Origin of the sequence: Lysinibacillus sp. BPa_S21 (assembly GCF_023337795.1) — a bacterium.
GTDB lineage: Bacteria > Bacillota > Bacilli > Bacillales_A > Planococcaceae > Lysinibacillus.
The window spans coordinates 327,792-354,764 of sequence record NZ_JALIRS010000001.1 but is presented as its reverse complement, the minus strand read 5'-3'; the positions used below and the strand labels follow the sequence as shown (position 1 = coordinate 354,764).

At 36.3% G+C, this 26,973-nt stretch carries 27 protein-coding genes and 1 pseudogene; 4 read left to right on the top strand and 24 right to left on the bottom strand.

Going from position 1 to position 26,973, the window contains the following annotated elements:
• Positions 1–131 precede the first annotated feature (131 nt).
• On the top strand, positions 132–725 hold the full coding sequence (locus tag MOK21_RS01710; RefSeq protein ID WP_249072230.1) for a YdeI/OmpD-associated family protein: 594 nt from the start codon (positions 132–134) through the stop codon (positions 723–725).
• A gap of 99 nt (positions 726–824) precedes the next feature.
• Here MOK21_RS01710 and MOK21_RS01705 read toward each other — a convergent pair whose 3' ends face one another.
• The 15 genes from MOK21_RS01705 to MOK21_RS01635 all read right to left on the bottom strand — a co-directional run bounded on the left by MOK21_RS01705 (position 825) and on the right by MOK21_RS01635 (position 15,389).
• Complete coding sequence (locus MOK21_RS01705) at positions 825–1,079, bottom strand: hypothetical protein (RefSeq protein ID WP_249072229.1); 255 nt, start codon at positions 1,077–1,079, stop codon at positions 825–827.
• Between the two features lie 123 nt (positions 1,080–1,202).
• On the bottom strand, positions 1,203–1,796 hold the full coding sequence (lepB, locus tag MOK21_RS01700; protein ID WP_249072228.1) for a signal peptidase I: 594 nt from the start codon (positions 1,794–1,796) through the stop codon (positions 1,203–1,205).
• 205 nt (positions 1,797–2,001) lie between these two features.
• Complete coding sequence (locus MOK21_RS01695) at positions 2,002–2,235, bottom strand: hypothetical protein (RefSeq protein ID WP_249072227.1); 234 nt, start codon at positions 2,233–2,235, stop codon at positions 2,002–2,004.
• A 21-nt stretch (positions 2,236–2,256) separates the two neighbouring features.
• Entirely contained in the window at positions 2,257–2,454 is a 198-nt protein-coding gene (locus MOK21_RS01690; protein WP_249072225.1) for a hypothetical protein, read from the bottom strand.
• A 38-nt stretch (positions 2,455–2,492) separates the two neighbouring features.
• Positions 2,493–3,143, bottom strand: coding sequence for a TetR/AcrR family transcriptional regulator (locus tag MOK21_RS01685; RefSeq protein WP_249072223.1), 651 nt, complete (start codon positions 3,141–3,143; stop codon positions 2,493–2,495).
• Between the two features lie 657 nt (positions 3,144–3,800).
• Complete coding sequence (locus MOK21_RS01680) at positions 3,801–4,613, bottom strand: helix-turn-helix domain-containing protein (RefSeq protein WP_249072221.1); 813 nt, start codon at positions 4,611–4,613, stop codon at positions 3,801–3,803.
• 33 nt (positions 4,614–4,646) lie between these two features.
• Entirely contained in the window at positions 4,647–6,167 is a 1,521-nt protein-coding gene (locus MOK21_RS01675) for an aldehyde dehydrogenase family protein (protein WP_249072219.1), read from the bottom strand.
• 13 nt (positions 6,168–6,180) lie between these two features.
• Positions 6,181–6,726 (bottom strand): hypothetical protein, encoded by a 546-nt coding sequence (locus tag MOK21_RS01670; protein WP_249072215.1) that lies wholly within the window; start codon positions 6,724–6,726, stop codon positions 6,181–6,183.
• 21 nt (positions 6,727–6,747) lie between these two features.
• Positions 6,748–8,694 carry a primary-amine oxidase gene (locus MOK21_RS01665; RefSeq protein ID WP_249072213.1) on the bottom strand — a complete coding sequence of 649 codons (1,947 nt, stop codon included), beginning with the start codon at positions 8,692–8,694 and terminating at the stop codon, positions 6,748–6,750.
• Positions 8,695–8,989: 295 nt separating this feature from the next.
• Positions 8,990–9,535, bottom strand: coding sequence for a GNAT family N-acetyltransferase (locus tag MOK21_RS01660; protein ID WP_249072554.1), 546 nt, complete (start codon positions 9,533–9,535; stop codon positions 8,990–8,992).
• A complete protein-coding gene (locus tag MOK21_RS01655) occupies positions 9,535–10,083 on the bottom strand; it encodes a cysteine hydrolase family protein (protein WP_249072211.1) in 549 nt (182 codons plus the stop codon). The genes MOK21_RS01660 and MOK21_RS01655 overlap by 1 nt, the downstream gene beginning before the upstream one ends.
• Before the next feature lie 273 nt (positions 10,084–10,356).
• Positions 10,357–11,100 carry an HAD family hydrolase gene (locus MOK21_RS01650; RefSeq protein ID WP_249072209.1) on the bottom strand — a complete coding sequence of 248 codons (744 nt, stop codon included), beginning with the start codon at positions 11,098–11,100 and terminating at the stop codon, positions 10,357–10,359.
• A gap of 69 nt (positions 11,101–11,169) precedes the next feature.
• Complete coding sequence (locus MOK21_RS01645) at positions 11,170–11,943, bottom strand: DeoR/GlpR family DNA-binding transcription regulator (protein ID WP_249072206.1); 774 nt, start codon at positions 11,941–11,943, stop codon at positions 11,170–11,172.
• A gap of 290 nt (positions 11,944–12,233) precedes the next feature.
• A complete protein-coding gene (locus MOK21_RS01640) occupies positions 12,234–13,181 on the bottom strand; it encodes a stalk domain-containing protein (RefSeq protein ID WP_249072204.1) in 948 nt (315 codons plus the stop codon).
• A 435-nt stretch (positions 13,182–13,616) separates the two neighbouring features.
• Complete coding sequence (locus MOK21_RS01635; RefSeq protein ID WP_249072202.1) at positions 13,617–15,389, bottom strand: glycerophosphoryl diester phosphodiesterase membrane domain-containing protein; 1,773 nt, start codon at positions 15,387–15,389, stop codon at positions 13,617–13,619.
• A gap of 256 nt (positions 15,390–15,645) precedes the next feature.
• On the opposite strand from MOK21_RS01635, the gene MOK21_RS01630 reads away from it, so the two are divergent.
• The gene (locus tag MOK21_RS01630; protein ID WP_249072200.1) at positions 15,646–15,852 is read left to right on the top strand and encodes a FeoB-associated Cys-rich membrane protein; all 207 of its coding nucleotides are present in this window, start codon (positions 15,646–15,648) and stop codon (positions 15,850–15,852) included.
• 83 nt (positions 15,853–15,935) lie between these two features.
• Here MOK21_RS01630 and MOK21_RS01625 read toward each other — a convergent pair whose 3' ends face one another.
• The 5 genes and pseudogenes from MOK21_RS01625 to MOK21_RS01605 all read right to left on the bottom strand — a co-directional run bounded on the left by MOK21_RS01625 (position 15,936) and on the right by MOK21_RS01605 (position 21,451).
• A complete protein-coding gene (locus MOK21_RS01625; RefSeq protein ID WP_249072198.1) occupies positions 15,936–17,510 on the bottom strand; it encodes an amidohydrolase in 1,575 nt (524 codons plus the stop codon).
• A gap of 342 nt (positions 17,511–17,852) precedes the next feature.
• A complete protein-coding gene (locus tag MOK21_RS01620) occupies positions 17,853–18,437 on the bottom strand; it encodes a biotin transporter BioY (RefSeq protein WP_249072196.1) in 585 nt (194 codons plus the stop codon).
• Positions 18,438–18,566: 129 nt separating this feature from the next.
• On the bottom strand, positions 18,567–19,229 hold the full coding sequence (locus tag MOK21_RS01615; protein WP_249072195.1) for a TIGR04104 family putative zinc finger protein: 663 nt from the start codon (positions 19,227–19,229) through the stop codon (positions 18,567–18,569).
• A pseudogene (locus tag MOK21_RS01610) lies at positions 19,216–19,731 on the bottom strand (sigma-70 family RNA polymerase sigma factor). Before MOK21_RS01610 ends, MOK21_RS01615 begins: the two are co-directional and overlap by 14 nt.
• A 271-nt stretch (positions 19,732–20,002) precedes the next feature.
• On the bottom strand, positions 20,003–21,451 hold the full coding sequence (locus MOK21_RS01605; RefSeq protein WP_249072191.1) for a tetratricopeptide repeat-containing diguanylate cyclase: 1,449 nt from the start codon (positions 21,449–21,451) through the stop codon (positions 20,003–20,005).
• An 847-nt stretch (positions 21,452–22,298) separates the two neighbouring features.
• On the opposite strand from MOK21_RS01605, the gene MOK21_RS01600 reads away from it, so the two are divergent.
• Positions 22,299–22,739 carry a MerR family transcriptional regulator gene (locus MOK21_RS01600; protein ID WP_249072190.1) on the top strand — a complete coding sequence of 147 codons (441 nt, stop codon included), beginning with the start codon at positions 22,299–22,301 and terminating at the stop codon, positions 22,737–22,739.
• A complete protein-coding gene (locus MOK21_RS01595) occupies positions 22,726–23,079 on the top strand; it encodes a DUF4260 domain-containing protein (protein WP_249072188.1) in 354 nt (117 codons plus the stop codon). The genes MOK21_RS01600 and MOK21_RS01595 overlap by 14 nt, the downstream gene beginning before the upstream one ends.
• A 276-nt stretch (positions 23,080–23,355) precedes the next feature.
• Here MOK21_RS01595 and MOK21_RS01590 read toward each other — a convergent pair whose 3' ends face one another.
• From MOK21_RS01590 to MOK21_RS01575, 4 genes are read right to left on the bottom strand one after another with little or no spacing between them, the layout of a single operon-like run.
• A complete protein-coding gene (locus MOK21_RS01590; RefSeq protein WP_249072187.1) occupies positions 23,356–23,577 on the bottom strand; it encodes a hypothetical protein in 222 nt (73 codons plus the stop codon).
• 11 nt (positions 23,578–23,588) lie between these two features.
• Positions 23,589–24,653, bottom strand: coding sequence for a LolA family protein (locus MOK21_RS01585; protein ID WP_249072185.1), 1,065 nt, complete (start codon positions 24,651–24,653; stop codon positions 23,589–23,591).
• Positions 24,653–26,101 (bottom strand): HAMP domain-containing sensor histidine kinase, encoded by a 1,449-nt coding sequence (locus MOK21_RS01580; protein WP_249072183.1) that lies wholly within the window; start codon positions 26,099–26,101, stop codon positions 24,653–24,655. Before MOK21_RS01580 ends, MOK21_RS01585 begins: the two co-directional genes overlap by 1 nt.
• On the bottom strand, positions 26,098–26,796 hold the full coding sequence (locus tag MOK21_RS01575; protein ID WP_249072180.1) for a response regulator transcription factor: 699 nt from the start codon (positions 26,794–26,796) through the stop codon (positions 26,098–26,100). The genes MOK21_RS01580 and MOK21_RS01575 overlap by 4 nt, the downstream gene beginning before the upstream one ends.
• Positions 26,797–26,973 lie beyond the last annotated feature (177 nt).

The following is a 26,973-nucleotide window of genomic DNA, read 5'->3' as shown; positions in this document are numbered from 1 at the left end:
CGCAATTTTTTTGAGATGATCGATTTTAGTTCCCTATTTTTAGCTAGACATGACACTAATGATTGTTTTATTATAAAACGATTAGAGAATTGCTATCAGCTATTTAAAAAAATGTAGAGGGGTATTCCTTGATGACAACTAGTAAAATGAATCCAAAGGTTGATGAATTTTTAAGTAAAGCTAAAAAGTGGCAGGAAGAATATACGGTGTTGAGAAATATCGTTCTTGACTGTGAACTGACAGAAGAATTTAAATGGATGCATCCTTGTTACACGCTTGAGAAAAAAAACATCGTGTTAATTCATGGTTTTAAAGATTATTGTGCCCTTCTGTTTCACAAAGGTGCTTTGTTAAAGGACACTCACGGGGTTCTGATTCAACAAACGGAAAATGTACAGGCCGCGCGCCAAATTCGTTTCACTAGCGTTCAAGAAATAGTTGGAATGGAAAGCATCATAAAAGATTATATACTTGAAGCCATTGAAGTAGAAAAAGCTGGTTTAGAAGTGCCCATGAAAGAGCATAAGGAATACATCATTCCTGAAGAACTTCACAATAAATTTAATGAAATGCCTGCCTTGAAAACTGCCTTTGAAGAATTGACGCCAGGACGACAAAGGGCATATATTTTACATTTTTCTCAGCCTAAACAATCCAAAACTCGCGTGTCAAGGATTGAAAAATACACACAGCACATTCTTGATGGTAAAGGATTAAATGATTAAATTTCCTTTAATAAAATAATCAAATTGCTCAATCTAGCTGAGCATATATAAAGGGTTGGAGCAAATTGCTTCAATCTTTTTATTTTTGTTTGGTGGTTCTTACCAGACTTGGGCTAGTCTTTCCGTCGCTTTGACTCTTCTTTCCGTCACTCTGCCTCTTTCTTCCATCGCTTTGCCTGTTCTATCCACGACTTTGGCGGCTCTATCCACGATTTTGACGGTTCTATTCACAACTTTAGCTGCTCTATCCACGATTTTGGTGGTTCTATCCACGACTTGGGCTAGGCTATCCGTCGCTTTGCCTTCTTCCGTCGCTCTGCCTTCTTCCGTCGCTCTGCCTCCTCTTTCCGTCATTCTGCCTCTTCCTTCCGTCGCTTTGCCTTCCTTACAGATGATGATCTAACACAATATAAAAAAACCACTCATGTAGAGTGGTCATGTGTAACATCTTTATCAAGTCTTTAAACTTTCGATATATCAGTTAAAGTTGAGATCAATATGCTTGATCGGCCAACAGATGATACTTGTTGTACCCATTATTTTTTCTTTAGGGATAAAGCCTACTTTAGGATTTCTACTATCATTACTTATACGACGATTATCACCTAATACAAAGTAATGTCCTTCAGGTACCGTTGTTTCACCTAAAAGTTGGTCTAGCGTAAAATTATAAGTGAGTGATCCCTTGTCTTTTAATTCCTTCTTGAATTGATCTAAATAAGGTTCACTGAACTTCTCTCCGTTTATGTATAATTGATCATCCTTATACTCGATTTTATCTCCTGGTAGACCAATGATACGTTTAATAATATTTTCTTCTTCATTTTTGTTAAGAAGAACATTTTCAACAACAACAACGTCAAATCGGTCAATCGAACTAATTTTCGGACCGATTCTATTAACAATAACACGGTCTTTGTCTTCCAGTGTCGGCATCATAGAAGCACCTTTTACGAGTATTGGCGTAAATAAAAACTGTTTGATGACAAACGCCACTAATAAAGCGAATACAATCGCCTTTATCCATTCGACTAACTCATTCTTTTGTTTTCCCTGAACTTTTTCTTCCAAAATTTTCACCTCCTAGTGTTCTCTTATTTAATACGTTTATCAATGGAAAAAGTTTCAATTCCCTATTCATATAATTAAATATTTATAAACAAACGTCAAGAAATCATTTTATGCGATTGATATCGCTACGATTATACGACCTGAGCCTTTAATACCGGGCCCAAGCCGCTTTTATTATTCCCTTGATCTGGCACAATTCAGTATTCTAAATCTTTCTAATTTCATTGGTCGTAGCAATAGAGCTTAAAATACTTATTGTCCCGAGAACTAATAACGATTTCGATGGACCAACAATTCCTAATGTTAATCCTCCTACACCTACAACAGTTGTAAAATACCTACTATATTTCAGTCTAGATTTTGTTACTTTCGGCGTTTTCACATTTACCCCGACCTTCTTATTCACCTTATTCAAAGCAGCATCTAATTGTTTAATCATTTTAGTTTACCTCCGTTAGAATTATTTGAGTAAAAAATCAATAGCTGGATTTACTAATAGCAAAAAACTGGAAGCCAATACATATATGCCGTATTTTTTCTTTTTTAAAATACAAATCAAGCCAATAATAAATACCACTAGTGCAAGTCCAATTGATATGTAGCTTAATATTCCTATAGTGCTATTTTGTTGCAAGATATCTACTATTAAATTTCTCAAAGTAAATTCCCCCAATTTTAATGTTTGTTTCTGTTAGTTTACACAATGTAAGTAGAAGGATTTTTGTTTGCTAAAGAAGTCGAATTTCCAAAAATTTGATACATTGAACTATCGAGTAGAAAATTGAATATTTCGCATTTGTTATAAATTAAATCTTTTTTCATCGCTGCGGTATATAAAAGTGTGCTAAAGATTCCATATGCTTTTTCTTTTGAAATTTTAACTTCCAGATTTGAACGCTCTAAAACTTCAAAAAAAATATTCTTATCATTTTCTCTTAGATTTTCAATTTTTTCTTTAGGTAGCTTTTTTAAAAACAAATGATAATCTGGATTGTTGAAATTATATAATGTAGGATGCTTTGCATACTCTTCAAAAAGCCAGTTCATAGCCTTTTTAAACCCTTCCATACCTGAGTCATTCTGTATCATAGAGTACCATTGTTCTTTCAATTGATGTTGAATCATTGACAGTACTTCTAGAAAAAGCTCTTCTTTTGTTGTATATAGCCTGTAAAAAAATTCAGTTGATATGCCAACTTCAATAGTAAGTGTATCAATGCTAGTTAATTTGTAACCTTTCGTTTTCCAACTCTGAGCACAACATTCACGTAACTTTTGTTTAAAGAATGGAATATCTTCTTCAGTAAAATTTTTAGCCATTCGATCGGTTCCTCTAATTAGTATCATTTAGATCAACCCCTTTCATTTGGTACTTTAATTGTACGAATCGATTGTCTCTTTTTTCTTACTCATTTCTTACAAGTTTATTAATTTTAGAAAACGAATGGTGAAGCAAATGAAAAAAGCCCTCCACATAAGATTGTGGAAGGCAATAGAATTTTTTAATGCGAAACTTGTCCTTCAAAATATTTAAAGGGAGACAAGCTTGCCTCCCACTTATCAAAATTTAATATAAGGCACTTTTTCAAAACCCCTGCCTCTTGCCAATACTTCTACCGCCGTCATTTTCCCAACGATCAATGTCCCAAACAACATCTTCCCAACTGTCATGTATCTCTTCGCAAGGAAGGGTACCAGTTCTTACTATAGAAATCATACATCATCCTTTTTAATCATATTTCATGCTTCTATAATATGTATTGGTATTTGTTTTGTTCAGTATTTTGGAGCTAATAATCCAAAAGCCGCAGTACACAGCACTATTTCTATGGTTGCATACTCTTTACTACCGATAATTGCACTCTCATAAAGATAAGGTTGCGAATCGTAAATGCAGTTAAATGAATTGATATGTTTTTTTTCGAAAAAAAAATTGTTCATAAATAAAAAAAACATACTATCATTAGTATGTTTTTTATAAGAAAGAGTGAAAATTTTGAGGGGCTAATAAGATAGAAACTTTCGTTTTATATTTTTCCAACCTAAACATTCTTTTATATATTCAGCAGGTGTTATGACAAGTAAGCTTTTAAAGTCTTTGTAATAATGTGAAGGATCGTAGTAACCATATTGGTCGATGTTTACAGGTGTCTCTTCAAAAGAAAAATGTTGAAGCAAAAGTTGAATACGTATGAATTTACTTAGTTTTTTTGGTCCAAAACCTGTTTTTTTGTAGAAAAGTTCTCGAATATATCGCTCAGAATAACCTGTTTTATGCTGAATGACATCTGGTAAGAACAGCCCATTATTGTCAATAATGGAATCAAAACAAGTTGCGAAAATTTCATCACCTAAGCTTTTTTCCTTTTTTTGAGAACCAAAATACTCATTACAAATCTGCACTCTTTGTTCGAAATTTGCCGCTTCAAAAATAGCTTGTATAAATTTAGCGTCCAGTGTGCAGCCTACTTCAATATTCACAAACGGTTGTTGAACAATTTGTTTTAATGCGCAATTGTATTGAATAACTGTTTGTTTTGGATTTAGACGAATCCCAAAATATTTACCTTTTGGGGTAAATGAATAAATTTCACGTGTAGTCGGGGTATTCCCTAAGACAACCTTTTGATCTTTGCCCATATAAAACATTAAATCCTGGCAAGCATCAGGAATAACATGAATATCACTATTTATGCCTATTGGTTCAAACTCATAATAAAATAGGATATCCTGGCTTAATTGGTTGTTCGGAGTCAGTTCTCTATAAGAATACGTTTTTTGAACCAATTCAGGTTGGATTGGATAATAGCTACTCAATAAGCCGCCCCCTCACTTCACTCTTAGGTTAAATTAAAAGAATCCTTGCGCCTGTTCATTGTAACTAGCTAAGACACATTTAGTTGATTGATATGATTCTAAAGATTTTAAATGATTTTCTCGACCAACGCCTGACTTTTTGTAACCGCCAAATGCTGCACCAGCAGGGTATTGGTGATACGTATTAATCCAAACACGTCCTGCTTGGATCTCTCGACTTGCTTTATAGGTAACGTTTGTATTACGTGACCATACAGCTGCCCCTAATCCGTACATCGTATCATTTGCAATTTCAATCGCTTCCTCGAAGGTTTTAAACGTAGTCACAGTCAATACAGGACCGAAAATTTCTTCTTGGAATATTCGCATTTTGTTATTGCCTTTAAAAATAGTTGGTTTAATAAAATAACCCTCTAAATGATCCAGGTGATTTTCGGCGCCACCGATTAAACATTCTGCGCCATCTTGTTTGGCAATTTCAAAATAAGATAGAATTCTTTTATGTTGTTCTTCTGAAACCTGTGCACCCATCATTGTTTCAAGTTCGAATGGATTACCAACTTTAATTTGCTTTACTCGTTCGATGGCTTTTTCCATGAAACGATCATAAATAGACTCATGGATCAAGGCTCTAGATGGACAAGTACAAACTTCACCTTGATTTAAAGCAAACATAACTAATCCTTCAATCGCCTTATCTAGATATCCGTCATCAGCATCCATGACATCTTCAAAGAAGATATTAGGTGATTTGCCACCTAACTCAAGTGTAACAGGAATTAGATTGTCAGATGCATATTTCATAATCAGTTTGCCGACATCTGTAGAACCCGTAAAGGCCACTTTGGCAATACGTGGGCTTGAAGCTAACTCTTTCCCTGCCTCTTCACCAAAACCATTAATGACGTTTAATACACCTTTTGGTAATAGGTCTTGAATAAGTTCAGCTACGAATAAGAATGATACCGGCGTCTGTTCTGCTAATTTTAATACAACACTATTTCCTGCAGCAAGTGCTGGCGCCAATTTCCAAGCTGCCAATAAAATAGGAAAGTTCCATGCAATGATTTGACCAACTACACCAATAGGTTCTTGGTAATGATAAGCTACTGTATCCTCATCAAAAGGTGTCACTTGCCCTTGCTGTGCTCGAATGGCACTTGCAAAATAGCGGAAATGATCAATTGCCAATGGAATATCAGCATACATCGTTTCACGAATCGGTTTGCCATTATCCCACGTTTCTACCCTTGCAATTTTTTCAAGGTTTTCTTCCATTCGATCAGCAATGGCTAGTAAGATACGTGCCCGTTCTGCTATAGGTGTTCTCCCCCAAGTTTTTTGGGCTTCATGAGCGGCATCTAATGCTAGTTCTACATCTTCTTTTGTTGAACGAGCTACACGTGTAAATACTTCTTTCGTGATAGGCGTACTATTTTCGAAATACTCTCCTTTTACGGGTGCTACCCATTCACCACCAATAAAATTGTCATATTTCTTTTTAAACTGAATGCCAAATTCTTCAATATTCGGTTTAACATTTACCTTTACCATATTATCGACCCCTTTAATGATGATTGTGATGCTGTTGTACTTCTTTTACAGGTACCTCATGTTGAATCTCAAAACTACTTAAAACTAGTACACAAATCATTAAACCAGCCACAATGTAAATATGCTTTGGAATGGCTTTTAGAAAGATAGGAAACATCTCACGATTCCATACACCGATAGAAATGATAGCACTTACAATAAACATCATTGTAAAAAAGATAATGCTTAACGTTAAAAATTGAGTGGTCATTAATGTGAGCATCACGCCCATCATTGCTCCCATAAAACTAGATCCTACACTTTCCATGAATAGGTACATTGGTAAGCCAGTTGACAATAAATAGCCTAATGCAATAGAGATAATAATAGATACTATTGCACCTAGTACCATATCGGAAATCCAGGTAGCCATATTTATCCCAACAGCAGTACTCATTGTCATAGAAATCAGCATTATACAGCACTTGGTCATGCCATGATTAGCAAAACGCTGTTTTAATAAACGGTTAGTGATGACCGTAAAGGTTACAATCACCAGCATGCTTAGGAATGGTAGCATATAATCACTCCTCTAAGAGTTTTATTGCTTATGACAAGACGAAGTTGTGTGACATTTTTTGTCCGGTCTAGGAACGTCTATCGCTGGGTTTCGATCAAAGAATCCAACGGGTTTCAATTGGAAATTGATGTATGCAGTTGGCATGACAGGCCAATCTTCAGGACGCGGGATATGATGATGGCCCATTGTGTACCAAACGACGATATCTTCATCATCAATGGAACGGTTATTCTCAACGTATTTCGGAAGCCCATCTCCGCCAGCATGTTGATTTGGATACATACCTGTTGCATATTTTTCATTTTCATCAAATTGCGTAACGTGTAAATGGTGTTTAAGGAATCCAGCACGTTTCATAACGCTTGCTTCATCATGAGCAAATGGGAAGCAATTTTCGCCAGGCAAAATTTTATATCCAACAGGTTGATTCACTCGGTTAAGTGAGTTTTTATTAATAATTTTCCAAGTACGCTGCGTTTTTAAATCTAAATTACGTAGAGCTTCCTTCTCCGTTTTAAAGATACGTGAAACAGGATAGAAAGCATTGCTATTAGGATTGTGTTCTCCCAATGTTTCTGATACGGTTTCTGTTTCAACGACTGAGTTATTTTCACCATCTAACATCGTATCAAGTCGGAAATTAAAGAAGTGTTGATGATGTGATGCGTTTAATCCTGGAGAAATCTCTGATCCATATTTTGTTTGGATACCATCTTCACATGTACCAGTGTTTAAAATACCTGTTAGTTTGACTTCCGCTTCAATCGTACCGTCTTGGTAGAAACTCCAATAGAAGCCGTAATCATAATTTCCAACAGTACAGAAGAATGAAATCACTAGTCGACGTGAGCGCCGTACTTCTACATGGCCAGTACGCCAATCTGTATGTTTCCAACCAATCCCGTAATCTTCTTCGTGTAAGCAAATCGCATTTTTGATTGTCCGCGCATTTCCTTTAACATCAGCTACAACACCATCAAAGTAATGAATTTCGCCTAAGCAGTCGCAACCTAGTTCTAACGAATTGGCTAATTGACCCATTCCATATTCACCAGCATCAAAAGCATTTTGTGTGTTATGCGAAAATGTTGGTTCACCATAAGGGACTACCATTTCCGATAATGCTGCACGATAAAGAATTGGACGATCCTTACCTTTGTCATGGTAATTAATTGTGTATAATACAAGGCCTTCACGTGGTGTAAATCCATAGCGGAAACTCCACTTTTGCCATTTGATCAAATTACCTTCAATTGTAAAGCTTGGACCTTCAGGTTGAATGATTTCCAATGGTTTCAAGTCATTTCTAAACACAATGGATTCATCAACTTCAGGATGGTAATTACCTGATGTTGTTGGAATTGGACGGACCCCGTGATCTTCTACTTTGTAAACTTCCATTTTGTTTAGGTCTACATACGTTACAATGCCTGTTAAAGGGTAAGCATAGCCGTTATCTTCTAGTGATTGTTTTTGCCAGCAAATCGCACGAAGTAAACGTTTACCTTCATGTTCCTGAACGCCAAAATTTCCTGCTGACCAAGGATCCACCATGATTAAATCAGGATTGTCAATGCCACGTTTCTGTAAAGCTGCTACAAAATCAGGGTGGCCTTTTACCAATTCTTCACATTGCTCAAATTCCTCTAAAGCTACATTTGGTTGTACGCCAGGAATATATTCGTAGGAATCAACTTTTTCTGCAGTTAAATTGACAACTGCTTCAAACGTTTTCAATTCTTTATCATCTAAAATCACTAAAAAAACTTGGCGATCTACAGTATGACCAGGTTTGTAATTTAGTACTTCTGATTTTTTAGGTTCATGTAACATCACCGACATAAATCGTACATGTTCAGACAACTGTTGCTGTTCCTTGACTATTTGAACAGCTTTTTCAATTTCCACTTCAGATAATGGTGATAATGGGTGGCTTAGCTCAACGTTTGGATTAACCTTTACTGACATTCTATCAACCCCTTATAATTAGTTCCCCTTCATTGTAATCTGAAAATTCAGTGAAGTGATTGTAAATAACGGCATTTTTACAGATAAGTCATTTTTAGCTAAAAACAAACATTTTTTTTGTTTTGAGTTCATTTTTTAATAATTCTCGATATAAGTATCGCAAACTCTATGTAATTTCGTTAATTTCAAATATGCAATACATATTTGCAAAGGATCATTGTATGTACAGGTCATTTTTTCGTAGCCAATTTGAAAAAAACAGCTAAGCATTTGCTTAGCTGAGTTTATGTTTGAATTATGCCTTAATTCTTCCCATGACAATCGTGTGATAATAGTTGCCATCTGAAAGGAGTTTATCATTTTTTAAAACGCCTTCAATTTCAAAGCCGAGCTTTTTATAGAGCAAAATTGCTTTGTCATTTGTCTCTACAACAGTTAATGCCATTTTTTTTATGTCATTCGTGTCTGCCCACTCTATCGATGTTTTTAATAAATTTTTGCCTATTCCAAAGCGCCAAAACTCCATTAATACACCTACACCGAAATCTACTTTATGCGCAAATCTTTTTAATGAAGACCCCGCACATCTAGAGAAACCAACGATGCGATTATCAACCACCGCTACTAAACACAAATTCCTTGGATTTTCTGTGTCTTCCTGAATGATCTTTTCAAATCCTTGCGTATCAATATAGCCTTCTCCTGGTTCTCTATCGAAGTTTTCCGTTTCTCCATCAAGCTGTAACCTTACATCTGATAACGCTTGAGCATCTTTGATATTGGCAGATCTAATTGTATAATGAAGTTCATTAACTTTAAATTCTTGGCTGTTTACGATCATCATTGTAACTCTTCTTTAGTTAGTTTGAAAAAAGTTGGTGGCTGAATGTTCACGAATCGATTGTGCCAAACAGACTCGTGGTGCTTTATTATTTGCTGTGCATTTAATACATGACTATCTAGGGTGGTATGCGCACCTTCAATTAAGATATTATGATGGTATCCACGGCTATAGGCATTGCGAATGGTCGTATCGAGGCAAAACTCTGTTTGAGCACCCGCGAAAATAAGCTGCTCAATTTGTTTTTCCTGTAAATATTGCGCTAATTCAGTTTGATAAAAAGCATCCCACGTTGTTTTTTCAATCACTTTATCCCCTGGTTGTCGTAGAAGTCCGTGATATAGATCCCAGCCTGGCTTGCCAAACGCAAAATCATCGTCTTTATTTGAATCCGTATGCTGGATAAAAATAATCGGAACATCACTATTTCGTGCCGAAGTTATTAACATATTAATATTATGTAACACTTTCTCAACATCAAATAAGTAATTCTCACTATCCAAAAAGAATGCTTCCTGCATATCCACAATAATTAAAGCTTGCTTCATATAGTTCTCCTTTAGAATCTGAATTTAATTATTTTATTGTACAGAAATCTATTTGCTATTTAAAGAGAATTATGGAAATGGATCCATTTCAAAAGTGATGCAACCTGATTTCTATGAAATTTTATTATGTATTAACCATCTAATATTTCTTCAAATTAGATGGCGATTCATGATCATTTAATATATTATAATGTTCAACAATATTTAAAAACTCGGGAAATTTCCCCTAATACTAATTCAGTAATTTTGGCTATTAACTGCTTGTCCATATGTTCATTCCTTTTTTACAAACATCGTTACTAATGATTCATCATAGGATTCAATAATTTTTGTTGCATCTGGTAAATAATCTTTCGGGAATATTTCCTTTGGGATAATGCCTATAGAAAATTGCATGCCTGCATTTTTCGCAAAGAGCATATCGGCATTGGAATCACCAATCATTACTGTCCGTTCGAGTGGAATATGGTATTTTTCCTTCGCCACATTTGCCAAATCTGGAGAAGGCTTGCTATGAGTGGCTTGATCACTTCCAATTACAAATTCAAATAATGATAAAATATCTAGTTGCCTTAAATGTGCCTCAGCACGAGCAGTCAGATCCGCAGTGATTACACCCATTTTTATGCCGTTATCTTTTATGGCCATTAATAACTGTCGAATACCCGGTATTTCTTTTACAATTACATGCTCTTGTTGAGTATTTGCTAAGCTTGTCGCAGCTCTCGCTAATGTCACGCCCTTACTCCAAGCTATATTTTGTTGGTAGAGTAAATAAGCTACAATTGTTTCAGCTTCTTGTATACTTCCAATAGCTAATGGACTTGTTGGATCAATGGAGGTACCATTATTGTTTACACCTATACTTTTTAAAAACTCCTGCAATGTAAATTTAATTTCGAAATCAGAATTTTCAGTTAAATTTAGATATACATTTTTTGCCCATGATATCCATAAAGAATCCATTTCAATAATAGTTCCATCCTTGTCAAAAATAATCCATTCTACTTGATTCATGAAAATAACCATCCTTTTCTTCAATTCTCTAATGACTTCCATAGGTGTAGCAGAGACTTTTCCACCTTCCTATACGTCACTTGCTATTAATAGCTCTACTTTTTTTTGAGCTAATCTTTCTTGCCATTGTGTAGAACTTTTTTCGTCTGTTATGATCATGGAGACATCTTCCAAATGACAAATATGTGCAAAAGTAGTGAGCCCAAATTTTGTGTGATCCGCTAATATAATTGTATTTTCAGCACGTTCAATTAATTTTTTAGAAATGGCCGCCCCAGTAATATCAAAATCTGTAATTCCATCATTTAATGATATTCCACCAGCAGCTACAAATGCTTTATTCGCCTTTAATTGATTGAAAAATAAATCAGCTAATGGACCACCCAAAAATTTTTGTTGATGTTCATACTCACCTCCCGCAAAAAGGACCTTGCCCTGAAAACATTCTGCCGCTAGTGATAAAACAGGGAGAGAGTTCGTCACCACTATTACATTTGGTTTATCACTTAAAAAACGAACAATTTCACAGGCTGTGGTACCATGACCAATAAAAATAACGTCTCCGTCTTCCACAATACTAGCTGCAGTCTTACATATCATTCTTTTCTCAAGGTTGTTAAGTGATGTTTTCTGCTCGAATGTCCGCTCATACTTTTCTTTAGCCTTCACGGCACCCCCATAGACTTTGTGTAGAAGCCCTTCCTTCTCTAAACGATCCATATCTCGACGTATTGTCTCGCCCGAAACGTTTAATATTTGTTCCGCATCGCTTACTTTTACTTTACCTTCTAAATCTAAAATATCTAAAATTACTTTTTTGCGTTCCTCAAACGAAAGGGACATTCACGATCACTCCAAACACTAGTAGAATCCAACACAATCCACAAATCCAACTAAATATTCCTGTTTTCTTGTGGATTTGTTTGAATTTTAAATAACCATTCAACAAAAGTCAATACTTAAATAATCAAATTCGTCTAAGTTATTAATAATACTTTCTACTTTAAACGATTTTTTTCTACCTAGTTATTTTAGAATAACTAGGGATATCTCCAAATACACATAATCAGATCAATTCAAAGTAAACATAAAATCCCCCTCACAGCTCGACGCCATGAAGGGGTGTAAACATTCTATTTCATTAATTCCTCAACAAATTCAACTGGTACATATGTTTTTGTTGGTTCTAATAAAGCTGGTGCAACTTTAAAATAACGAAGTGCTTTATTATAGCCATATTGTTTTTGATCACGTGTAATTGTATAAGATAATGCGCCTTTAGAGATAATAGCGCCTTTTCCTGTTGATTCTACTTTAAAGCCTAACTCTTCGGCAATTAAACGTAGTGGTACCATTTTAGTACCGTCCACCTCATAAAAGTCATTGTTCATAATTTCCTGTACAGCAGCTATAGACGGATCCGTTTCACCAGGATCAACTTCACCTGGTACCTGTTCAATCGAATCTAAAACAACGACTTTTGTCGGAGGTGTTTGTGCTGGGATACTCATTGTTGTGATTGTGTAGAACACTAGTAAATGTTGTTCTGCTAAATCTTCAGCCTTTACTTTCTTACCAGATTGGCTAAGTAATTCTGTTTCTTTTCCAACATTTAGTTTTAAATTGTTATCAGTATTTACTAATTCCTTATTGAAGAAGTCTACTTCAACAGATCCCATTTCTTTTGTTTCAACAATAATTACCTCTGGGGTATATTGCGGTGGATAGATCGTAATCATTGGCTTATTTGCATATGAGTAAGCCATTACTTTATCACCTTTTTGTAGTTTAACTTCTTTTCCAGTATTATCGAAAACTAGTGTATCGTCATTTACGACAAAAACATTTGTGTTTTCATCTTGTTTAACAGTGTAATAAGTTGCATCCTCACGTTTTTCAACATTGTCAATTGTTCCAGCTATTTTAACAAAAATAGGTTGAACTTGTGGATTTTGCTCATTATTATCAGTAGAGTTCGTCACAACCGTTTCTCCTTCGCTTGCGAATGCAGTTGGAGCCACAACAGCGCCCCCGATTAATAATGCTGACATAGCAAATGGTACGACTTTCGTCATTTTCATAAAAAAGCATCTCCTTCATTTCACGAATTCATAGTAGTAGTCGAATTGAAAAGAAAAAGGTTACAACATTGCCAATATTTTTTTATCATGTCACTAAAAAGCCGTGATTCTTACTCCTAAAAGAATCACGGCTTTGAGTATGTTGTTCATTCTCACTAATCGCGGGTATTTGTTTCTCTTCCGCGGGTATTCCACCATTCGTGGGTATTTGCCTTTCTTCCGCGGGTATTCCACCATTCGCGGGTATTTGCCTTTCTTCCGCGGGTATTCCACTCTCATTCGCGGGTATTTGCCTCTCTTCCGCGGGTATTCCACTCTCATTCGCGGGTATTTACCTCTCTTCCGCGGGTATTCCATCCTCTTTCGCGGGTATTCCACTCTCTTCCGCGGGTATTGAGCTTAGTCAGTTGTTAATTTTAATCCAGACATATATTTTTAGAACATGAATTGAAGTAGATGAAGTATACGCTGTAAAAAGTATTCATGCTCATTTTGCTTTTTTCGTATAACCAAAGCTTTATCAGGGAGATCCGTAATGACTCCATTGACATTTTTCCTAATAAATTCGTGTAACGATCGTTCTTTATTTAATGTCCAGACAAACAAATCAATTTTTTGTTGCTTCAGTTCTGAGATTAGCTGATCAGTTACCCAAGCTTCCTCAAGAGAAATAAAATCTACTGTTTCATCCATCGGCCCAATATTTAAAGCATAGACAATTCCAACACGTAAATTCGGTGCCAATTTTTTTAATTGCGACATCATTTGTGGATCTGCAGATTGCACATAATACCTATCGAGAACTTTATAAGCCTTAAGTTTTTTTACTAATTTAGGTAATACATCTTCCGTCTCTTTACCATGAACTTTCAATTCAATTAGTAAGGAAACATTTAGGGCTTTTGCTATTTCAATAAAATCATCTAAAGATGAAATTTTGTCGTTAAAGCCATTTGCATGAATCGTTAACGTTTTTAATTCACCGAGTGTCATGTTGGCGATAACACCATTTTTACCTGTAAGTCTTCTTAACGATCGATCATGAAATACAACGAATTGTCCATCTACCGTTTGCTGAATATCTACCTCGATTAAGTCTGCACCAGCACTTGCTGCGCTTACAAGACCACTTATCGTATTTTCCACATTCCCCTCCGTGTAGCCACGATGAGCAATAATTTTAGTATCTGGTGCATAGACACTTTTCTCTAACGAAATAATATTCATCACACTTAAGACGATGAAAACAACCAAAACGATGAAAGACAACGGTTTATAACGCCTTCTTTTATATTTAGGTGTCAACCAAGACTTACCTAAAACAGGTGTATTAAAAGTAAAAGTTACCATAACTTGTGCAAACATTGCTTGCAGTAAACTAAATAATATGATGAAGACCAGTTCTAAAAAAGCGAGAGTAATCCCCGCTGTGACAAGTGCTGTACCCGGCATCAAACGCTCCAAAATATATAATGGCAGAGTACCTATAAAGCTAATTCCAAGCATTACAAGTAAATGAACCGTAACAAGCAAAGCTAATATTCCGATGAGTTCCAGCAAGCCTCGAGATGAAAAACGCCAACTCTTTATTAATGAACGCACGAATGATATTTTGGGCTGGGTTGTAAAGATCGGAAATACCAAAATGCTACGTACCCCCACTATTATTAATATAACGACAACAACAGCATATAATAAACGTCCCGAGCGACTGCTCATTATTTCATCTGTCAAAAAATGTGGAATGGACATTACTTGAGTTACCGTTAGTGGAAATAAAACTAAAAATAAAGGCAATAAGAGTGCAAGATAAATAAAGAAAATAATAACCTGAAAACTAAAAAAAGAAAAAACCTTACGATTAAGTTGCTGCCAAATGTGTAGAAATCGATAACGAATTCCCCGTTGTTGATAAAAGGCCATTAAAAAAAGAAAGCCCATTTCATAATAAACAAATAGCAATATGAGCATCATCAAAAGAATGATCATCGAGATAACAAAGGGATGCACCATAAAACTTTGAATATTCTCCTCGGTAATATGTGTGTAACCCGTTATACGTAGCATTAGTTTAAATACGATAGCTGTCAAAGGAACAATTAATAAAAACTGAAATAATTTAATCATTGCGAAAACCTGTAAATAATCGGCGCGATACATATAAATATTGTAGACGGCTCTTCGCATTACTTGTCCCGCTTTGTGCATATACTCACCCCAGTCATACCTATCGTATCCCCTATCTTAAGCAACTTTACGATTTTTATAAGCACTTTTATACCATATGTTAAACCATTTATTTCAAATTATTTTCCGCTCTATAAATACAATTTGTTCCATATAATATGCATGGAAAAATGATAAGATTTCTGTATTTATAGTGTCTATAAACATTTTCTTGAAACTTTTTTGTACGTAACACAGTAAATAATAAAATCAATACAATTTAAGGAGGCAAATAATTATGAGACAAACAATGTTTAACCTTGGAGATATTATTAGCACAACCGTCATTCTTATCATTTTCTTCTCCGTTTTTTTCGTGATGATTAATATGATCAAAAAAATGAAATCGACCGCTCCAATGCCTCCTCAAGGAACTCTACAGCAAAAGGTAGATCATTTAACAACACTGGAGCATCAAGTGAAAAATTTGTCCGATAGACAGTAACTCCTAATAAGGGAATAGTATCTTTTGGCTTCATAAGAGCTAATTCCTTGCTATTTTGTTGAACTCAAAAACGCTGTAAAGGTTTATTCTTTACAGCGTTTTTCATAAACAATACGGCCATCCACAACCGTATTTGCGACTTTTACTTGTGGTATATTTTCAATATTTATCGTAAAAAGATCTTCTTCTAGAATAGTGAAGTCTGCTGTATAGCCCTTCTCGATCTTCCCTCGAACATGGTCTTGGGCTATTATTTGTGCAGCTCCTATAGTATAGAGTTGTACTGCCTCAAAGCGGGAAATTTTCTCCTCTGGACCGTACCCACGATGAGATTCTCCAAAGTTCCGTCTTGTTACTGCAGCATAAATACCAAATAAAGGATTTGGTACTTCAATCGGAGCATCACTGCCACCTGCAACAACTAATCCACGATCTAGCAACGATTTTAATGGATGCAAGCCTTTTGCTCGTTCCTCCCCTAGCCTAGCTAGTTCTGCTGCATACTCTCCCTGCACAAATTGCGGTTGCATATCCACCGCGACAGGCAATGCAGCAAGCTTTTCTAAAATACCGCTATCGACCAGGCTACAATGAATTACACGATCTAATTGACCTTCGCAAGGCGGATAGGCGGCAAATACGTCTAAAATTGTTTCTATGGCTAAATCACCAATGGCATGCACTGCCACTGTGTGTCCATATTTACGTGCTAGTTGAACATATTCCTCTAATTGATTTGTTGAGTGTACAAGCATTCCATAATTACCTGGCTCATCATAGTACGGTTCACGTAGGGCAGCAGTACGTCCTCCAAAGGCACCATCGATAAAGATCTTCATTGCACCAAACTCTAAATAGGAAGAAGATGTTTCTTCCATCTTAACAACTTCCACAAATACTGCGTGGTGTTGTAATAAATGAACTTTAAACGATTGCTTGGACTCGACGATCTTTCGAAAAGCATTTATTGGTTGAGATGGTGGTCCATAATAGCTTAAATCCTCAGAATGACCACCTACTAAGCCATATGATTGTAAGGATCTTACTGCTTTCTCAAGAGCATCCTCGATATACTCAGGTGTAATATGAGGCATATGGTTAACAATCATATATAATGCTGCATCCTTTAAAACCCCTGTTAGTTGTCCATCCACCTTATCAATTACGCCACCGTCGGGTGATGGTGTGTCCTTTGTAATTCCCGCAAATGCAAGTGCTTTGGAATTAGCCAAGATTAAATGATGACAGCTACGCTTAATAATTAAATGAGCTTCTCCTAAAGTATCAATCTCCTCTAAAGTTGGGAAAATAGGATCTTTAAATTGTGTCTCATTAAGACCTATCGCAATCACCCATTCAGCAGGAGAAACTTCTAACATCCGTTCACCGATAATGGCTAGTAGTTCATCTTTACTTTTGACGTTCGATACATCAATATGCTTTAATTTCTCCCCATAGCCAATAATATGTAAATGACTATCAACAAACCCTGGATACATCACATTTCCTTGTAAGTATTGAATAGAAGTAGCTTGTGGCGACAAGCTCTCTACCGAGCCTGTCGCCACAATTTTACCATCTTCTACAAGAACTGCTTCAACTGTTTCGTCAACTTGTGCCATCGTGTAGATTTTTCCACCTGTCCATAACGTCGCCAAAACAATCCCTCCTATGCCATCGCTTCTAATCAATTATGCCCCGACATAATTGCGTCCGGAATCAGCCTTGTGCTTAGGCCTGCCGGATGCAGGTCAGTTAGCCATTATCGCATGGATACGATGATTTTAGGCTAACATCCTCTGTGAACTCCTTACGACTTCGTGACATCCGCCGGAGGCATTAGACCAACGTAATGTTGGTCCCTCAGTCGTGTGTTGTTGCTGTCGCTTCGCTTTCGCACAGTTAAAACCATGTTGCTGTCGCTTCGCTTTCGCACAGTTAAAACCGTGTTGCTGTCGCTTCGCTTTCGCACAGATAAATTGCCACAGGACGTGGCGTTCTTAGACTGAGTTCCTCTGTTCAGCGGGTGTTTGGATCCCGCTGAAAGAAATTAAATGAGCTCGCTCTAGTCGGCGACGAACAATTACACCAAACCATGCTGCCAGAACAGCTTTCACAATACCTGCAACAATAAATGGCGCCACTCCACCCATAAATGCGGCTGTCCAAGATAAATCTCCGACGATTTTTAACCAAGTCGCCCCAAATGCCAACGTTACAACCATCCCAATAATATTAGCAATAATTGCGTGGACAAACGTAATACCAAATTTATCTAAGTATAGCCCCATAATAATTGCTGTGAAAAGGAAGCCAACGATATAGCCACCTGTTGGACCAATTAAAATAGCAATACCACCCGACATACCTGTAAATACCGGGATGCTTGCAGCACCAAGTAAAATATAAAGCAGTACCGATAAAGTACCAACTCTTGTCCCTAAAATTGTTACGACTAAGCCAACTGCTAATGTTTGTCCTGTAATTGGAATAAGTGGAAGCGGAATATTTACTTGTGCAAGAACAGCAATAATCGCTGCACCAAATGCCGCTAACACATAATTATAGGTACTACTCTTTTTCAAACTAAACTGCCTCCCCTTGTACGTTAACTCATGTTGTAAATAAGTTAACACAAAGATAAAGCAAATGAAAACTGTTGTCAATCTATTTCGAAAAATTACTATAGTGAACTAGCAATCCCCTTCAACAAATTACCAAAGCGGATCGTTGATAGGATCATCCTCTTGTAAATCGAAAACATATGGTGCTAATAGACGATAATAAATAATAATACTAGGTAAATAGAAAATGATTCCGATCGTAATATTTGAAAAAACATAATGCATGAAAACCATAAATGGAAACGGAAACGTTAAAATACCACTCATTTGCATCGATTTTTTAGTGCGATATTGTTTTTTCCCACAATAAGGACATTCGAGCTGTCCATTTTTCCGGTACATTTTTCGAGCATGCTTTCCTGACCAAGTTTCCCCACACTCAATGCACACTGGTAGGCCATATCCTTTTTTTATTAACACCCATTTAATAAAAAAAGCAATCCCCACCATAAAGCTAAAAACTAATATACCTCTTACTAAGTCATATTGTAAAAATGTCCATATACTCCATGTATCTGTTTCTTGCTGTAAGCTTGTTGCCTGATGTCTTCCTGAATTTTTATTCTGTGATAATAAATAACTAAAACCAATGACAAAAAGCGTAAACGTTGCTAGCACCACGCGATATTGCCACGGACTACTTCTTCTTTGTTTCGTTTTACTACGAGCTTTCTGGGCAATCATTCGTTTTTTTTCATCTGTAAGCTTTACGTCTTGAAGTTCTTGTAGCACATCTTCTTTAAATTGATTCATGGCGTAACACCTCCCAATCATAATCTCCGATTGCTGTTGCAAGCTGCTTTCTTGCACGTTGTAATCTTGTACGTATGGTCGCTTCTGGACAACATACAAGCTGTGCAATTTCTACTGTCGTCATATCTTCAAAATAATAGAGAATCAATACTTCCCTATAGGCCACAGATAATGTAAACAGAGCTTCCACTAGCTCTCGTTTTGTGGACTTAGCAAGAAATTCTTTTTCAGGCGTGACTGTCGTTGTACGCCCTGTTATTTTTTCAAAGAGTGTCAGTCGTTTACTTTTCCAGCTCCGCAAATAATCATGGCTTCGATTGACCGTCATTTTTACTAAATATGTACGTAATGATGATTCTTGACGAAATTGCTCTTGCTTTTGATAAAAGGCGATAAACACATCCTACACAATGTCCTCAGCTGTTGCTTCATTTTTCACATATAAATAAGCAACCTTTAGTAAATAATCACCGTGCTCTGCAATAATTTTTTCTATTTCCATTGTTGTCCTCACCTTCTTTCTAAACTACTGACGGACGCCGCTTCATTTCCGATTCACTTTTATTTAAAATTTTTCAAAAGAAAAGAATCTGCAAAACTCCAACGATTATTCGTTGAATGTAGCAGATCCTTAATCAATTATGCCTCGTCAGTAACATGAGGGCCGACAAGACGTCGGTCATTTCGGTCGGAGTTCCACTATTTCAACGGGAGTTTGGACATCCGCATTCATCTCACAAGATTAAATCAATCATTAGCCATCATGTGATTTGTTAAGTTACGATTTCCGCATCACTGTAATGATCAAAAACAGTAATTTGGTTACGACCATTGCGCTTGGACGTATAAAGTGCTGTATCCGCATTTTGGATCAGCTCCTCGACAGTGGCAATCTGGCCTTGTTTATTCGTACTTACGCCAATACTAAATTCCAACTGAACGGTCTCATCATTGATTGTTAAGGACAGAGAGTTTAATGATTGATAAAGATCTTCCGTCATCGTTTGAAGAGATTCGCCTTTCTGTAATTGACAAAGCACAATAAACTCATCCCCGCCAAAACGGCCAACGATTGACTCAAATGACTGGAAATAGTCTTTTAATGTCGTGGCAGTAATCGTTAAAGCATCATCACCAAATAAATGACCATTTGTATCATTAATTTCTTTAAAATGATCTAAATCAATCATCAGTAATGCTAATTGCTGATTTTCTTCTGCAGCTTTCTCCAGCATCTTTTCTGCATTCTCATCAAAATAACGTCGATTATAAATATTCGTTAATGGATCAATGTAAGAAGTTTTTTCAAGTTGTTTCTTCTGGTCATTGTACTCCATCTCAAATAATAAATGTGTATAATTTTCCCTTTGAATTTCTAGTAAAATGTCAATATATTCCTTTTGTATCGCGCACAATACAATTTTATTACCTTGCTTTTCTATTAGCTGTACTAAAGAATTATAAATCGTTTGAAGCATTGATAAATCATTATTTTGTAAGGCATAATATTTTGACTTTTGATACAAATCGATGGCCTCACCAATGCGTCCCTGCTTTTCACACAGTAATGCATAGGCATTCATAACCTCTAATTGTAACTTGGAATAAGGTGGTTTCTGAATCATCGCCAGCAGTTCTTGCAATAATTCATCCGCTTCTTCAAACTCCTCCAACCAAATTTGAGCGACAGCTAAGTTTATTTTTGAATACATAATCCCTGTATACGGATTTTCATGTTTGGTCTCAAAAAAATTAGCATAGTACAAGCTCTTTAATGCAAAATCCTTCGCTATTTGGTAATTTCCAAAAGAGTTTTCTAAGTCGCTTAAATTATTATAAATTTTCCCTATACTTTCTATATGTTGAACACGTTCGGCAATCTTTAGGCCCTTGACCAAAAATTCTTTTGATTTTTTTAAATGGCCAAATGTCCCCCAATAGACTGCCGCTAAAATATAATGATGGATTAAATCGATATCATCGCCATATTGAAAGGTTAATTCACGATATTGTTCAAGCACACTAATGGAAACCTGTAAATCACCTGTTTGAAAATAGCTTGCACAACGAAAACGTAATAAACGGATTGCTTTTTTATGCATACCAAGCGTAATAGCGCTTTCAATTGCGGCGCTACTTAATTCAATATATTCTATAAAGCGATTCGCTTCATACAATTCATTTAGAGTAATCCATAATTCTTCAAACTCCTGTGTGTTCATACCGCCCCTCCTTATGTTAACCCCTACTTCTTTAATACTATCTTTATGTGCATTATATTACAATTCCTCAGACTCATTTATTTTCAATTTTATGAGTAAATTTAACCTCAAAATTCCATTTCATGATTCATTTCTCCTAAAAAAATGTAATCCCTCTGTCATAATGACACTTTTTATATGGAGAAATGTAGGACAGTATAAAAACTATAATTTCCTGACATATAAAAAACAAGCCCCTTCTTTAGAGAGACTTGAAGAATGTTAGAAAAACTATAATCTATGTAGATCATCACCATAACGTTGTTTGGTTTCTGTCCCTACTGTCGCTTCGCTATCGCGTAAAGCAAAGCTTCCTGTGCGCGTCCAGGCTTCCCTTCAATGAGATACTTTCCAATATTAAATAACTGGATGAAGGCGCTTTTTCACTTTCTATCTGATTCAATCAACACCTGCGATAAGCAAGTGGAAGTACCAACTCCTACAAATAGCAACACTTTTGTTATTGGGTAACTTACTATTGGAACTGATGAAATTGCTAAAACAAACAATAGTTATATACATACTATACAGCTTTTTACATACAAGAAAAAGCGTTTATTTTGAAGATTTTTCAATACCTAATAGCCACTTTAACAATAATGTGTGATACCACTATTTTTTTTATTAATTGTCATATTCCCGCTTTAGAAAAATATTTTGCTCATAGCTATTTAAGTAGGCGAGACGCAAAAAATGCGCTGTATGTTTCATCCATCATTTTTTCAAGTATGCTGCACATTTCCCTTTACACTACCGCATTGACATTGGAGCATCCTCCAATGTTAGGATGAATTCAGGAGGTGCTCACATGCATATCAAACAATTTGCAGCTAAGTATAATTTATCTACTGATACTTTACGCTACTATGAAAAAGAAGGATTACTAAATCCAAGTAAACAGGATAACGGCTATCGCGTGTATGATGTCACTTGTGAACATAAAATAAAATTTATTTTAGTATTAAAACAGGTTGGCTTTACATTACAAGAAATCAAACAGCTTCTGTTACTAGAGCAAAAGCCTACTTCAGATTCCTGCAATCAAGAGACCGTGCAGCTATTCTTAGCAAAGATCGCACATATTGAACAGCAGCTATTTTTTTATCAGCAGGCACTACAATCCTTACAGCTCACTCAAACATTAATGGCCGAAGGAAAATATGCTGAAAATAAGTTGGTCATCGGCTCTCTGATCGAGGATATGTATAATAAATTACAAGAAGGAAGTGTTCATCATGAAACTACGTAAAATTATTTCATTGGAATATTTAATAGCATTTTTAGTAACTGTATTTTTTTATTGGCATTTTGAATTTTCGTTCCTTTATTTTGTACTACTTTTATTACTACCTGATATAACGATGTTAGGCTACATAATTAACACTAAAGTCGGCGCAATTTTTTACAATATTGGCCATAGTTTAGTCCTGCCAGCCATTCTCTTGATGATAGGCTTTGTCACTGTATCATCACCACTACTAATGGCCTCGATAATTTGGCTAGCTCATATATTTTTAGATCGTACACTGGGCTATGGTTTAAAATATGATGTTGCCTTTACTAAAACTCATTTGCAACAAATAGCTTAAGATCGTATCGGCGGCAAACGGCGTTCGTGTTTTATCAGCGATGTCAATGTTCTTCTGGCGTTCCGGCTCTTTTATCAGCGATGTTCACTGTTTTATCAGCGGTTCTGACTCTTTTATCAGCGATGAGCGTCTCTAGCGGTCATAGCCCTGTATGCTACAGGAAAAACGCAATTAGCTATTATCTTTGCCCTACTCATCATCATTAATCAGATTTTATTGTCTGTTTTTCATCAACGTTAAAAAATCCACTTTTCTTCAAAGTGGATTTTCCTCATTTTAAATAAGTCGCTTAATCTTCGTTTCATATAACGCAACAATTAGTATGCCACCTAGTATAGGGGTTAATGAGCTAAAGTTGAAATAAAAACCTCCATCATTGTATTGTCCGAAGAAATGAAATTGTAGCCATGGAACACCGTATGTTTCACCTACACCGTATAAAAAAACTGTGCTAAATAAAAACAATGCGAGACATTTGATAAATTCATTTCTTTTCATTACAATTCACCTCATTTAACGATGGTCATTTGTTTTGCGTATGCTAATAGGTCTTCTTTTGTGAGTTTAGGATTTTCGCTTAGAATATTATATTGATTTCCATTTTCTTGCCAACTAATAGTTAGGATATCACCCAACTTCATGAATGTACCTTTTTGATTTCGCACTTCAATAGGCTCTTCACCTGGAATATCACCCATTTCTGTATCATCCTCAACCGCTTTCAAGAGAGATACTGAAAATGCTGGTTGTTGATCTTGTGAATATTCGAATGCAAACTCTGAGCGATCTTTTATCTTCATTTCTTGTATATTCGATATTTCTAAACCATTTTCTTCAGGAACCATTAAAAATTCACCAAACTGTTCTTTTACTCCATCCAGTGTTACTGACTCAGGTTCAGCCCCACTCACTTCCTCCACCTTTACATCTTTTGGTATATCGAGAATGAATTGTGCATCGCCAATTTTTGCGCTTTCATCCATTTTCGTATATTCAGTCGTTGTTTTGTTGCCTGCATTGTTCGTTGTCATTTTTAATGTCAGCCACGTTTTTTTATCTACCCATACCTCCATATCGCCAAACAATGTATTATCTTTTTTGGCTTTGGCGACAAGTTTGTACGTATCTCTTCCTGCAATTTTCTCCTCGCCTGACATCGAAACATCGTGGGTATCTTTTACCAAATCAAACATCTTTTCTGCCTGTTCTCTAGGGGACGGAAAAGATTCCAAACCATCCTCAGAGATATCTATTTTAAAAGCGCTTTTTGCTTTTACATTGTAAGAAATGATTTCCGAGCCATTGTTGACCGAAATAATATGCTCCCCTTTATCACTTGTAACCTCAACACGACGTTTCCCATCTTTTGTCCACTCTTTGACTTGAGCTTTTCCACCAACCTCGCCCATATCCATTGTGTATTCAGCGTAATAAGCAAGTGATTCTTGCGTTTCCTGTAAAGCATGATCAATAATTTCTTGCGGTGAATATGCTCCTTCTGTATTACAACCTACTAAGCTAAATGTTAATGCGGCAACTAAACCTGCTGCACGTAATGATTTTTTCCAATTCATTATGAATTCTCTCCTTTAAATGGTGGCAACCAGCAAAGTACAGCTGTTCCAGAGCCTTCTTGCGATACCAGCTCGACTGTCCCACCATGCTTTTCTATTATTTGTTTGGCAATATTTAATCCTAGTCCAGAACCACGCTCGCCAACTTTTGTTCGCGCTGAATCTGCTTGGTACATGGGCTCGAATAACTTCTCAATATCCTCTTTCTTTACACCTTGCCCGCTATTTTGCAAGATGATATACATACCTTCTTGCTTTTTCAGAGCTGGCGGTACAAATTCAAAGCACCATAGCGGACACTCTCCAGCATTCACAGCTGCTAAACCAATCGTTGTCCCTACTGCTCCGTAGCGCCAAGCATTACTCATTAAATTGTCGATCACCCGTTGAAGCTGCTTCGGATGCACAGCATACACGCCTTCTATGTCACAAGTGACTTCAAGCATAAATCCTCGATCCTTGCATAATTGCTCATAATCAGATAGAGCCATTTCAAAAAACTCAGCCCCATCTACTACAACAAGTTCTAAATGATAGCTTGTAGATTGCAATAAAGTGAACATTAGTAAATCCTCTAACATATGCTTCATCGTTTCAGACTTTGTTAAAATAATTTGTCGGTACTCGTCTTGCTGTTCCTCTGATAACGCCTTGCTTTGTAAAGACTCGGCATATGCTTGAATCGCTGTAAGAGGCGTTTTCAAATCATGGGAAATACTTGCAATCATTAGCTCCTTTTGCTGTTGTTCAACTTTTAAATGAACACGCGCAGTTTCAATTTCGTCCTGCATAGTAAGAAAAGTGTGAGCAAGTTCTCCAATTTCATCTTTTCTCTCCACTAAATTCGATTCAACATGCTCCCCCTTTGCAAAAGCACGCATTTGGCGCATCAGTTCTTGTAACGGTCGATTTAATTTACGATTAAGCAGCATCAAAACGGCACAATAAATAAGGAGGAATAATAATATAGAGCTAGCTATCACAAGCCAAGAACGACTTTCTACACCTTTTACCCAATCCGTCCTAACTAATTGAATTTCATAAACACCAAGCAATTCCCCATCTTCATAAACAGGTTCTTTATAAGTAAAGGCATTGTAGTTTTGCTTTAGTTCATATAAACCTTTAAATATATTATTTTTAGATTCAAACCCCGAATTCAATGGATTGGAGGAATATAAAACAAGACCTGATTTCGAGTAAAGTGTAATGGCCAGCTGATCATTCGATAGTGCTTCAATTTCTTGTATAGCTGCACTTTTTTTATAATGCACAGGATTATCAAGAACTGATTTCACCTGATTAAGCTCCGTCGTTTTTTCGAAATATTCAGCAACGCTTTTATCTTGATAATAGGCATTAATCCACACATAAAGGCTATATGCACCTGTGATCGGTAACACCATCACGATAAAAAAAGTGATAAGTAACCATGTTTTAATTTTCATAGCGGTTCACCAATAAAGCGATAGCCCTTGCCCCAAACCGTCTGTATAAAATACGGGGTTTTGACAGGGTCTTTTAACTTTTCTCGTAGCGCCTTTATATGTACTGTGACTGTATGTGTTTCATCTACGCTCATCTGTTGCCAAATATGCTGGTAGAGCTCTTCTTTCGAAAAAGTTTGACTTGGATTTTTCGCAAGTAGTTTTAATAGAGCGAATTCCTTTTGTGTTAAGGCAAGTTCTTCATCATAAAGACGCACTGTTTCCTTTTGCCAATCAATGTTTAATCCTTGTACAAAGGATGTTACATCTTCAGCGATTTCTTTTTTCGTATAACGTTTCCAGCGACGCAAGTGTGAGGCTACACGTGCCTTTAACTCCTCTAAGCTAAACGGTTTCGCAATATAATCATCAGCGCCCTGCAAGCCCTCAACCTTATCTGCCTCTTCCTTACGCGCACTCATCATTAAAATAGGAACATCACTTTCCCAACGAATATTCTGGCAAACTGTAAGTCCATCCATCTCCGGTAACATCCAATCGACTAACACTAAATCGAATGTATCTGCCTGAAAATCAGCTAGCCCTTCTAGTCCCGTTGTTGCCCAAGTAATTTGGTAACCCTCTTGCTCAAGCGTATCCTTCACAATACGTCCAATCGCCGTATCATCCTCTATCAGTAATAGCTTTTCTTTCATCTATTTTCCTCCTGCACTAACCTTACTATGTAAAAAGACATTTTTTCTGAACTTTATACTTTCTTTATAATTACCATAGATCTGGCTATTCGTCACTTTTCGATTTTTTTCTGACGTTAAGTGTGAACAAACCGTCTGCTGCATTTCTTTCCGTCGTTTTGCCTGGTATATCCGTCA